Raw genomic sequence first — 12,195 nt, 5'->3', positions numbered from 1 at the left:
TAGAAAACTTCTATTAAATAAATTTCTCATAGTTGGCTTGAATTTATTTTGATTTTATGAATAAATACAACAAATTTTTATAGAGAGATCATCTCAGTTATGCAAAACAATTTCAAATCAGAAAAACTTTATCATCAGGCTCAATCAGTTATGCCTGGTGGCGTTAATTCGCCTGTTCGCGCCTTTAATGGCGTTGGTGGTTCACCTTTATTTATCGAGCGTGCAAACGGTGCGTATATTTATGATGCGGACGAAAGAGCCTACATTGATTATGTCGGTTCTTGGGGGCCGATGATCCTTGGACACAATGACCCCGATGTAGCTAATGCGGTAATTAACGCTGTTCATAACGGTTTGAGTTATGGTGCACCAACCGAAATTGAAACCAAAGTTGCTAATTTGGTTACTCAATTAATGCCTTCAATTGAAATGGTGCGTATGGTAAATTCGGGAACTGAAGCAACCATGAGTGCCATCCGTGTTGCACGTGGTTTTACTGGACGTGATAAGATTATTAAATTTGAAGGCTGTTATCACGGTCATGCTGATTATTTGTTAGTTAAAGCGGGGTCTGGTGCCCTTACTTTTGGTCACCCAACTTCACCAGGTGTACCTGATGATTTTGTTAAGCATACATTAGTTTGTGATTATAATAATTTAGAATCGGTTAAAAAACAATTTGAGCAATATCCCGACCAAATTGCCGCCATCATTATTGAGCCAGTTGCGGGCAATATGAATTGCGTGCCAGCTCAAAAAGAGTTTCTGCACGGTTTACGAGCACTTTGCGATAAGTATGGTACGTTATTAATCATTGACGAAGTGATGACAGGCTTTCGAGTCGCGCTGGGCGGAGCTCAAGATTATTATGATGTTGTGCCCGATTTAACTTGTTTAGGCAAAATTATTGGTGGAGGTATGCCTGTTGGAGCGTTTGGTGGTCGTGCAGATATTATGATGCAATTAGCACCAACTGGTCCAATATACCAAGCTGGAACGCTTTCAGGTAACCCCGTTGCAATGGCAGCTGGTTACACAACGTTAACCAAGTTAATGGAAGTTGGAATCTATCAAGAGTTAAAAGATAAAACCGCATCGCTTGCTGATGGTTTATTATCGGTAGCTAAAAAGCATAATGTGCCGTTAGTGTTGAATTATGTAGGAGGGATGTTTGGATTATTCTTTACAACTGCTTCTGAAGTAACCACTTATCAAGATGTGATGCAGTGTAATGTTGAATTATTTAAGAAATTCTATCATCATATGCTAAATGAAGGTGTTTATTTTGCACCGTCAGCTTTCGAAGCTGGTTTCATGTCACTTAAGCACACAGATAAAGAGATCAATCATACCATTGATGCAGCAAGTCGTTTTTTTAATAACTTAGTTTAGATGTATGGCACTTTTTATATTTCCAATTAAAAATTAAACTATTAAAATAGGTAATAATCATATGGTTAATCCACTTAAAGAAGGTGAAAAAGCACCTCAGTTTTCGTTGCCAGACCAAGATGGAGAGCTTGTAGGCTTAAATGACTTTAAAGGCAAACGTGTTTTAATTTATTTTTACCCAAAAGCGATGACACCTGGTTGCACTGTGCAAGCATGTAATTTGCGAGATTGTTCTGATGAGTTCAAAAAATATAATGTGGTGATCCTTGGTATAAGTACCGATAAACCTGAGAAGTTATCTCGATTTATCGAAAAAGAGCTGTTAAATTTCACGCTGCTTTCTGACGAAAATCATGAAGTTGCTCAAGCATTTGGTACTTGGGGCGAAAAAGAGTTTATGGGAAAAACCTACGATGGGATTCACCGTATAAGCTTTTTAATTGGCAAAGACGGTAAAATCGAAAAAGTGTTTGATGATTTCAAAACCGCTAACCATCACGAAGTAGTTTTAGACTATCTTAAAAAACACAGCAAATAGTTCTGATTAAAAGCAGATTAACCATTAATCTGCTTTTACTCGCTATTGATAGTATTTAATTCGTCTGATTTTGGCCATGCATTTATAATTGCTTTAACCAATGTAGCCAAAGGTATTGCAAAAAATATTCCCCAAAATCCCCATAAACCACCAAACACAATTACCGCTAAAATAATAACTAATGGATGTAAATTAAGTTTTTCAGAAAATAAGCAAGGTACCAATAAATTACCATCTAATGCTTGTATTAATACATAGAAAAACAATAAATAACCAAATTGTGCGCTTAATCCCCATTGAAATAGAGCAATTAATACAACCGGAATACTTGAAATAATAATACCAACGTAAGGCACTAATACAGATAATCCAACAAGCACTGCTAATAAAAGTCCATAATCTAAACCAAAATACCAAAAAGGAATATAGACACAAATGGATAAAATAATTATATGTAGTACATTGCCTACTATATAATTGGATATTTGCATATCCATTTCAGCAGCAACTTTGTTCAAAATTGTACGGTTCTTAGGCAAGATTTTTGAACAGTATCCCCATATTTTTGTTTTGTCCTTTAATAAAAAAAACATCATTATGGGCACTAATACCCCATTAATTGCAACAGATACTAGCCCTAATAAAGACACAATGGAAAATTGCAATAACGAATTACCAGTTTGCACAACTTTGTTGGTAATACCTTGGATGATCGAGTCGAATAAGCCAACATCAATTAGTTCAGGGTAGTGTTCAGGCAAGGTGGTTAAAAAGTTGTTTGCAAAATTTAGCATGTTTGGAATATTAGTGATTAAGCTAATGCTTTGTTGCCAAATTAATGGTAATAAAATCATAAATCCAACTAATACAATCATTAAAAAAAGCAGTAACACCATTACAACTGCCAGTGTTCTTGGTATGTTTTTTTTATGTAGATAGTTAACCGGTCTATCAAGTAAATAAGATAGTACAATCGCAATTAAAACCGGTAGAAGAATTTTATTGAAAAAATAGATAATAACAAATAAGCCAACAATAACAGCCATTAGCGAAACAACATGCGGATCGCTAAAGCGTTTTTTATACCATTCTATGAACATTTTTAACATTAAAATACTCCTATTTTGCTGACTTTTTAAGTAATAACTTCGTTTTGGTTATTTTTTTAAACCACCTAATATACCACGGGTGATCTGTTTACCGATTTGATTAACAACTTGCCTTGTTGCGCTTTTAGCTATTTTTTGGGTGATACCATCATGTTGTCCACCTCTTGGCCCCTTAGTACCAAAAAGTAGTGTGCTTAAAAAATTTAGCAATCCACCATTATTTTGTTTATTATTTTTATCATCGTCTCTTTTTATATCGCTACCATTGCTGTTTTGATCGGATTGGTTATTTAACGAAAATCCATTTTTCAGTATTTCATAAGCGGATTGTCGATCTATGGTTTGTGCGTATTTGTTGTAAAAACATGATTGGCGAATAATAGTTAATTGATCTTCTGGCAACATAGGTCCCATTTTTGAACTCGGTGCAATAATATAACCACGTTCAACCATGTTTGGACTGCCTTTTTCATCTAGAAACGAGATAAGAGCTTCGCCAACGCCTAATTCCATTATTGCTTTTTCAGTATCAAAACTTGGATTGGCACGCATAGTTTGGGCAGCCACTTTTACAGCTTTTTGATCTTTTGGGGTAAATGCGCGTAAGGCATGTTGCACACGATTGCCTAATTGCCCTAAAACTGTATCAGGAATATCACTCGGATTCTGAGAAGAAAAATAAACCCCGACCCCTTTAGAGCGAATTAAACGCACCACTTGTTCTATTTTTTCTAATAATGCAGGCGAAATGTTATTAAAAAGTAAGTGAGCTTCGTCAAAAAAGAAGACAAGTTTCGGCTTATCAAGATCACCTACTTCTGGCAAATGCTCAAAAAGTTCTGACAATAGCCACAATAAAAAGACTGAATATAATTTTGGCGAGTTATATAACTTTTCGGCCGATAAGATGTTAATTATACCGTAACCTTTAGGATTAACTTGCATTAAATCTTGAATGTTAAGCATTGGTTCACCAAGGAAAAATTCGGCACCTTGTTGTTCAAGAGTTAACAATCCACGTTGAATTGCGCCAATTGACGATAGCGAAATGTTTCCATATTGTGTGGTAAATTTTTTAGCGTTATCACCAACAAATTGAATTAATGCTCGAAGATCCTTAAAGTCAATTAATAATAAATTGTTATCATCAGCGATTTTAAATATCAACTGTAACACACCTGCTTGAACGTTATTTAAATCGAGTAACTGACCAAGCAAAATAGGCCCTATATCTGACACAGTGCTACGAACGGGGATTCCTTTTTCAGCAAATACATCCCATAATTCAATGGGTGACGAGTCTGCTTGCCAATTATTAACTTCAATACTCGCTAAACGAGCTTGTAGTTTTTCAGTTAATTTGCCCTTTTCACCAATCCCAGTTAGGTCGCCTTTAACATCAGCAAGAAAGACAGGTACACCTATTTTTGAAAAACCTTCTGCCATTTTTTGTAATGTCACTGTTTTACCTGTACCAGTTGCGCCAGTAATTAAACCATGACGATTAGCTAATGCAGCAATAATTGATAAATCTTTACCATGACTTTTGGCAACTACAATCGACTCACTCATGGAATAACTCCCTTGTTGTTTTTTACTCTGCAATTAAAACAGTTTTGTTATAAAAATATATTTGGTTATTAAAACAATTTTTCTATTAAAACTACGCATAATATTGTATTCTGAATTAGCAATAGCTGCTATTGTTATTATTCTAACTAGCCCATATAAGGAGGCACTATGTTTCCAGAATATCGAGAATTAATTTCCAAATTAAAAAATACCGATTTACGTTTTCAAAAATTATTCGACCAACATAATGAGCTCGACCAAAAAATTAAAAATATTGAATCTGGAATTATTGTCAATACCGCTGAAACGATAGAGGCATTAAAAAAACAGAAACTTAAAATTAAAGATGAAATTCATGAAATTCTAAAAAAAGCGTCTGAAATTATCTAAACTTTTAATTACCTACAACTTGTAATTATTTTAATTAATCGTTTTATTTCAAACTAATAAACTAATAAACAATTAAACAAAAACCCCAATAATTGGGGTTTTTTATTATGTGTTAACTTAAAATCCTTGCGCTAACTATTTTATATTTAATTGCTTAATTTTGCTTGAGCTTTTTTTGTTTTCGGCTTTTAATTAGCATAATTAAATTTTTATGTGGTGTTTTCATAGATTATTTCCTTTGTTATTATTTTATATTTAACATTTTGATTTTTAGTATTTTTTAAATAAATACTTCTTAAATTAGCTAAGCGATATTAGTATCACTTAGCTGTTATTAGTTAATTAAAACCATTGTCCAAAACGTTTGATATAGATACGTTTCATTAATTGTGCAACGCAGCAATAGCTAAATAGAGTTGCTAATAGCCATGGAAAGTATGACCACGGTAATGGTTGTAGTCCAATTAACCCACTTAGTGGAGAAAATGGAATATAAATACCAATCGCCATAACTAACAAAGTCATCACAATAACAGGAAATGCCGCCGTGCTTTGCACAAATGGAATTTTTTGTGTTCTTAGCATGTGCACAACCAAAGTTTGCGATAATAACCCTTCAATAAACCATCCTGAATGAAATAGTGATTGAGCTTCAACACTATTAGCACTAAATACAAACCACATTAATGCATAAGTTGTGATATCAAAAATAGACGATGTAGGCCCAATCCAAATCATAAAACGTCTAATATTTAACGCATTCCATTTACGTGGTTTTTGTAAAAATTCATTGTCCATTTTGTCCCATGGCAATGAGAGTTGTGAAATATCATACAATAAGTTTTGAATAAGTAAATGTATCGCTAGCATAGGTAAAAATGGTAGAAACGCACTAGCAACCAATACTGAAAAAATATTGCCAAAATTAGAACTTGCTGTCATGTTTAGATATTTCATGATATTGCCAAAGGTCTCGCGGCCACATATTACACCTTCTTCTAAAACCATTAAGCTTTTTTCAAGTAAAATAATATCAGCAGATTCTTTAGCGATGTCGGTTGCAGTATCGACCGAAATCCCTACATCTGCATCGCGAAGTGCTGGTGCATCGTTAATACCATCGCCTAAAAAACCAACTGTATGTCCATTATCTTGCAACAACCGAATAATTCGCGATTTTTGCAGCGGCGTTAATTTTGCAAAAATAGTGTGCTGTTCGATCTGTTTTTTTAGCTCGACATCATCCATTTTTTCAATTTCAGTGCCAAGTAATGGCGTGCCTGGTTCTAAACCAACTTCTCGGCAAACTTTAATGGTGATGATTTCGTTATCACCAGTTAAAACTTTAACGCCCACACCATGCTCATTCAATGCCGAAATAGCTTCAAATGCGCTTTCTTTTGGTGGATCTAAAAAAGTTAAAAAGCCACGAATGGCGAGCGCAGTTTCGTCCTGCACGGTGTATTGTGGTTTTGTTTCACTTGCCGGAATGTTTTTTACTCCAACGGCTAATACTCTAAAACCTTCTTTATTATATTCATGTGCTAATGCGATCAAAGCTTGTTTACGTTCATCGTTTAATGGTAAATATTCGTCATTTTCATAAACGTAACTGGCAATAGACAGCATTTCTTCAACTGCGCCTTTACAAATCATCAAATGGTTATCATCACCATTTTGTACCACCACCGATAAACGTCGGCGTACAAAATCAAATGGTAATTCATCAATTTTTTTGTATAAGCTAACACCAACCTTTTTCATGCTGGTCTTTTCTTCGGCAAAACGAATAATCGCTTTATCCATCAAGTTTTTCATGCCGCTTTGATAATAACTATTAAGCCATGCAAGTTCCAAAACAGATGAATCGACTTGACCTTTTATATCAAGGTGATGCTCTAAAATAATTTTATCTTGTGTTAATGTCCCCGTTTTGTCAGTACATAAAATATCCATCGCCCCAAAATTTTGGATTGCGTTAAGTCTTTTAACAACTACTTTACGTTTTGCCATACCAACAGCGCCTTTTGCTAGATTAGCGCTCACAATCATTGGTAACATTTCAGGCGTCAAGCCAACGGCCACGGCTAATGCAAAAAGTGCAGCATCGCCCCAATCATTTTTTGAAAAACCATTAATAAAAAATACAATTGGCACCATAATTAGCATAAAGCGAATAAGCAACCAGCTAACACTATTAACACCGCGATCAAACGAAGTTTCAGCACGAGATCCTACAATTGATTTTGCCAATGAGCCAAAATGAGTATCCCCTCCTGTTGCAACAACAATGGCTGTGGCGGTTCCACTAACAACGTTGGTTCCCATATAACAAATGTTATTAACATCAAGCAAATTATCTTTGTTGATGTTTGATGTTTCGATATTATCGGATGTTTTTTGTGTTACAGCACCTAATGTGTCGTACTTTTCAACAGGAATTGATTCGCCTGTTAATACGGCTTGGCTAACAAATAAATCCCGAGATTCAATCAATCGAATATCTGCTGGGATCATGTCTCCAGCCGACAAGTAAACAATATCCCCAGGAACAATTTCACTTAATGGAATTTCAATACGTTCTGGGCTCATATCTTTATGCGCACGTCTTAGCACCGTTGCTGTTGTGCGAATCATCGATTTTAACGCCTCAGCCGCTTTGTTCGATCTAAATTCCTGCCAAAAACGCAATAATCCACTCAGTGATACCATAGTTAGAATAATGATAATACTGGTTAAATCTGTCTCTTCACCATTTTGCAAAGGTAACCAAAAATCAGTCACAAAACTGACAATAGCTAACGCTAATAATACAAATATAAATGGATTATTAAACGCCATTAATAGTTGTACTAAAACTGATGGTACCTTTTCGCGTGCAACTTCATTTTTTCCATATGTTTCAATTCTCGACTTTGCACTTTCTTGTGTTAATCCTGAAAGGCTGGATTGAAATTTAGCTAAAATACTATCAAGACTGCTTTGAGCTTCGTTGATAGCTTTAATATCTACACTATTTTGTGCTTTAGTTTTTGATGTATTTTTTGTCATCATAAGTACCTATATTCATAATTTTGGCAAAAGTAGGCCAACTTATTGTTACTAAATAACAATAAATAATTAAATTTTGTGATTAACTAAAATTTAGTGCATATCAAAAGTAGCCTATAAAGCTATTTCTTATAGCTTGGGCTGAGCATTAAATTTGATTAGCAAACAGAATTAATTAAGAATTTAGATACAACTCGGTGGTTCTAAATGTTTTTCTGAAAGATGTAAAACACGCACCATTAAACTTTGCGCGCATTGGTGTTTTGAATTTGTGTGATAGCGTGTAAAAAAATACATATCGTTCACCGTTACCGTTTTATCAATTTCGGTTTGTGAACTGAAAAAATGGTTATTTAGACAGGTTCATTAACCGATAATGATGTGTTTAAATTTGTCTCCCCTAGTCTTGGGGTGACCCGATTGAGTGTCCATATTTCTCCTGTAAATTGAACTCTTCACTTTATATTTCAACTTCCCTTCACCCTCGTTTTTAACTTCCATAATAGCTAAAAAAGGAAGAAAAGCTCAAAAGGCGGGCTCTTTATACTCCTTTAAGGATTAGAAGTCAACCTATATCACGAAAAAATAAATACAGTTGTTGAAAAACGGCACTTATCGCCGTTTTCATCTTTACTTTATATAAAATTGATAACCCTATTATCTGATAGAATATACAATCGCTACCCTATTAACTAACGTAAATATTTTAAAGGGAACTATCTGAATTACTCAATAATAATCAGTCCAATTTGGTAATTATTTTGTGATTTCTTTTATCACATTTATTTAAGAAAAATGTACTCAAAACGGCTAACTTGGATAATATTATTAATATATGCTGATATTTGATCGAGTTATAAAAATAACAAAAAGAAAAAGCACTTAAAATTATTATTTAATTAGTATGGCTATATTAATAAACAGAATGAACAGTATTATTAAATTTCATCCTGTTTTTTATATAGATATTAACCTTAAATATTCAACCTTGCATTCTTTAACTGATTAACAAGATCTAACAGTGATAAATTAAGTTGATACATAAATTGTTGGTACGAAAACTCTTTTTTGCTAATTTCGTTTAATTGCAATTCCCAATGGGCGGTCATGTCTGGCATCGACATTATATCTGGTAGTGATAAAATCAGATTTTTACCCACCTCGGTTGAGCGAATTGCTTTGCCTTGACGAATTAAAAATTGACGTTTAAATAACAATTCAATAATACCTGCCCTTGTTGCTTCTGTACCTAAACCATCTGTTTCGCGTAGTATTTTTTTGATTTCGGGATCTTTAACAAATCTGGCAATCCCCGTCATCGCAGACAACAGTGTTGCGTCAGTAAATTGTCTTGGTGGCTGAGTTTCTTTGCTAACCAGTTCAGTATCAATGCATTGCACGGTTTCACCCTTTTTAACTAATTTAGTTAATAAACCATTACTTTCATTGTCATTCATATCGGTTGGGGATTGATGGTTTTTAGTTCTAAATAAAACTTTCCAACCTTCATCAAGCATTTGGTTAGCTTTAGAAATAAATTTTCCGCCTTGAATATCTTCATCAATTTGCAATTCAGCATATTTATATGCTGGATAAAATTGAGCTAAATATTGCGTTGCCACAACTTGATAAACCGCCTTTTCGTTGTCAGTTAAGTTTTCCATTTTAGCTTTACGCAACGTTGGAATAATAGCGTGATGTGCTTCCACTTTTTTGTCATTCCAAGCTTTAGTGCGTAAAGTATAATCAGCATTATTAATTGCGGTTTGTAGTTCTGGACAATTATTTTCAATGGCAGACTTTACACCTGTAATTTGTTTTAAGTGTTCTTCTGGCAAAAAGCGACAGTCTGATCTTGGATAAGTAATTAATTTGTGTTTTTCATATAACGATTGGCAAATATCAAGCACATCTTGGGCACTTAGCCCATTTTTTTTAGCCATCTCAATTTGCAGTGCCGATAAATTAAATGGCATTGGTGGCGCAAGTTCTTTCTTTTTATTACTAACTTTATCAATTGTGCCTGATTGCTTATTAATACGCTGACAAACATTTTCGGCCAATTTTTTAACTAAAACACGTCCTTCTTCGTCCTGATAAGGCGAGCAAGCTTCGCTAGGTTGCCATTTAGCTTTAAATATTTCATTATCTTTGGTTTGTAGCACTGCAAAAACTTCATAAAATGGTTTAGGTACAAATTGCTCTATCTCTAAATCTCGCCTAACCACTAACCCTAAAATAGGAGTTTGTACTCGCCCAATTGATAAAACCCCCCGATAACCGTTTTTTTGACCAACAATGGTACAAAGACGACTCATATTAATTCCATATAGCCAATCGGCTCTAGCCCTTGCTAATGCCGAAGTTGATAAAGGAATAAAATCTTGATTGTTGCGTAATTGTTGCAATGATTTTTCAACAGCGCTGGCATTCAAATCACTAATTAAACAGCGTTGAATTGCTTTGCGCTTATCTGGCGATAATTGGCAATAATTTAAAATTTCATCAACTAGTAACTGCCCTTCCCTATCTGGGTCACCAGCATGTACTATTTGCTCTGCTGACTTAATCAAATCTACCAAAATATTAAATTGTTTTTCTGTATTGCCTTTAGGCATTAATATCCATTTTTCAGGCACTATGGGTAAATCATTAATCACCCATTTCTTATATCGAGGATCATAAACCTCTGGAGTGGCTTGTTCAAGGAGATGACCAATACACCAACTAACCACATCACCATTACTCGCTTTAATAAAACCATTACCTTTTTGAAGAGGTTTAGGTAATACGTCAGCGATAGCCCTTGCTAAGCTGGGCTTTTCGGCAATAAATAAACGATAAGATTGATTAGGTTGCATAAGAATAATTATTCATTAAAATTTCAAACAAGATAAGTTTGAATCAGTATTAATTTTATGGTTTTAAATAAAAAGTCAATTATATCCTTATACCCAACTTTATAAACATTCATAAATTTTCATCCATTTTTAAAGATGCTTTATTACCACCATTTTTTGTATTTAAGCCAAATAACTGAAATAACACAAATAATAACAAGCAATAATATTAACCCTACAAAAGACCAACCTTCACTACTAAAAGGAATGCCGGCTAAATTGACACCAAGCAAACTGGTTAAAAACGTAATGGGTGTAAAAATTATGGTAAAGAGTGACATTAAATAGATTCTTTTATTGGTTGATTCAGCCAAGAAGCTATTAATTTGTTCCATAATTGAAGCTATTCTTAATAAACAGCTATCAATATCAGATACATAATGATTTTGTTGATAGGAAATATCATGCAAGCGTTGGCGATCGTTATCGTCAATCCACGATATTCTTTCAGTCGAAATTTTTACAAAAATATCGCGTTGTGGTGATAACAATCGGCGTAAAACGATCAACTGTTTACGAACTCGACCAATTTCTTTATAAGAAAAGATACGTTGGTTTAAAACAGATTCCTCTAACTTAATGATTTTATTGTGAACACTATCAAAAGATAAATTAACTTGATCACTAATTAAATCAGACATTTGAATCAACCAATCCGCCACATCTACAGGACCAATGCCCTTTTCTAGATGATCCTTTAATTCAGCAATAGCCGAAATTTGTTGATGTCGTGTTGAAATAATCATGTTATCAGTTATATAAAAACGAAAGGTAACAATAGGATCGGGAAGCTCATTGGGAACAAAATTAACACCTTTTAAAACCACTAAAACACCAGACTCAAAACGAATTTCCTTGGATATTTGCTTAGGTTTTAGCAATTCATTTTTAATCAAATCTGGAACTAGATTTGTATTATTTACCCAATTGATGGTTTCTTGTTTAGCAAAATCTAAATGAATCCAAAATGGTTGTGAAATTGAAGGTTTACTCTGTTCATTAAGTGGTAGCGCTTTGCCTTTACCATCTAACTGACAACAAAAAGCTGGTTTAGCTTCTAAAAGATGTGAAACAGAAATAGAACTTACACTATTTTGACTAGTCATTACCGATCCCATTTATTGTTTTTTCAAATTATATACCTAATTTAGCTTAAATTGGAGCCATCAACTAGCGTTTTATTATTTTATTTAAGGCATTAAAACCAATCCGTTAAGCTCATACTGACACAGGTTAAACCTGA

General features: G+C 34.0%; 8 protein-coding genes. 3 read left to right on the top strand and 5 right to left on the bottom strand.

From position 1 onward, the window contains the following. Positions 1–99: 99 nt before the first annotated feature. Positions 100–1,392 carry a glutamate-1-semialdehyde 2,1-aminomutase gene (gene hemL, locus B9N71_RS01860; protein WP_085163911.1) on the top strand — a complete coding sequence of 431 codons (1,293 nt, stop codon included), beginning with the start codon at positions 100–102 and terminating at the stop codon, positions 1,390–1,392. A gap of 61 nt (positions 1,393–1,453) precedes the next feature. Then, the gene (gene bcp, locus B9N71_RS01855) at positions 1,454–1,930 is read left to right on the top strand and encodes a thioredoxin-dependent thiol peroxidase (protein WP_065559949.1); all 477 of its coding nucleotides are present in this window, start codon (positions 1,454–1,456) and stop codon (positions 1,928–1,930) included. A 35-nt stretch (positions 1,931–1,965) separates the two neighbouring features. Here the strand turns inward: bcp and B9N71_RS01850 are convergent, their stop codons facing one another. Beyond that, positions 1,966–3,039, bottom strand: a complete 1,074-nt coding sequence (locus B9N71_RS01850) for an AI-2E family transporter (RefSeq protein WP_085163910.1) — start codon at positions 3,037–3,039, stop codon at positions 1,966–1,968. 48 nt (positions 3,040–3,087) lie between these two features. Further along, positions 3,088–4,611: a helicase HerA-like C-terminal domain-containing protein gene (locus B9N71_RS01845; RefSeq protein ID WP_085163909.1), complete on the bottom strand. Its 1,524-nt coding sequence runs from the start codon at positions 4,609–4,611 to the stop codon at positions 3,088–3,090. 168 nt (positions 4,612–4,779) lie between these two features. On the opposite strand from B9N71_RS01845, the gene B9N71_RS01840 reads away from it, so the two are divergent. Then, entirely contained in the window at positions 4,780–5,001 is a 222-nt protein-coding gene (locus B9N71_RS01840) for an HP1242/YdcH family protein (protein WP_034914830.1), read from the top strand. A gap of 342 nt (positions 5,002–5,343) precedes the next feature. Here the strand turns inward: B9N71_RS01840 and mgtA are convergent, their stop codons facing one another. The 3 genes from mgtA to zntB all read right to left on the bottom strand — a co-directional run bounded on the left by mgtA (position 5,344) and on the right by zntB (position 12,058). After that, positions 5,344–8,052, bottom strand: a complete 2,709-nt coding sequence (gene mgtA / locus B9N71_RS01835) for a magnesium-translocating P-type ATPase (protein ID WP_065589908.1) — start codon at positions 8,050–8,052, stop codon at positions 5,344–5,346. Positions 8,053–9,026: 974 nt separating this feature from the next. Further along, positions 9,027–10,913: a DNA topoisomerase III gene (locus tag B9N71_RS01830; protein ID WP_085163908.1), complete on the bottom strand. Its 1,887-nt coding sequence runs from the start codon at positions 10,911–10,913 to the stop codon at positions 9,027–9,029. 143 nt (positions 10,914–11,056) lie between these two features. Further along, a complete protein-coding gene (gene zntB, locus B9N71_RS01825) occupies positions 11,057–12,058 on the bottom strand; it encodes a zinc transporter ZntB (protein WP_051634328.1) in 1,002 nt (333 codons plus the stop codon). Positions 12,059–12,195 lie beyond the last annotated feature (137 nt).

This window comes from Gilliamella bombi, assembly GCF_900103255.1.
GTDB lineage: Bacteria > Pseudomonadota > Gammaproteobacteria > Enterobacterales > Orbaceae > Gilliamella > Gilliamella bombi.
Note: the sequence above shows the minus strand (reverse complement) of the source record. Positions and strands in the feature narration are given on the sequence as shown.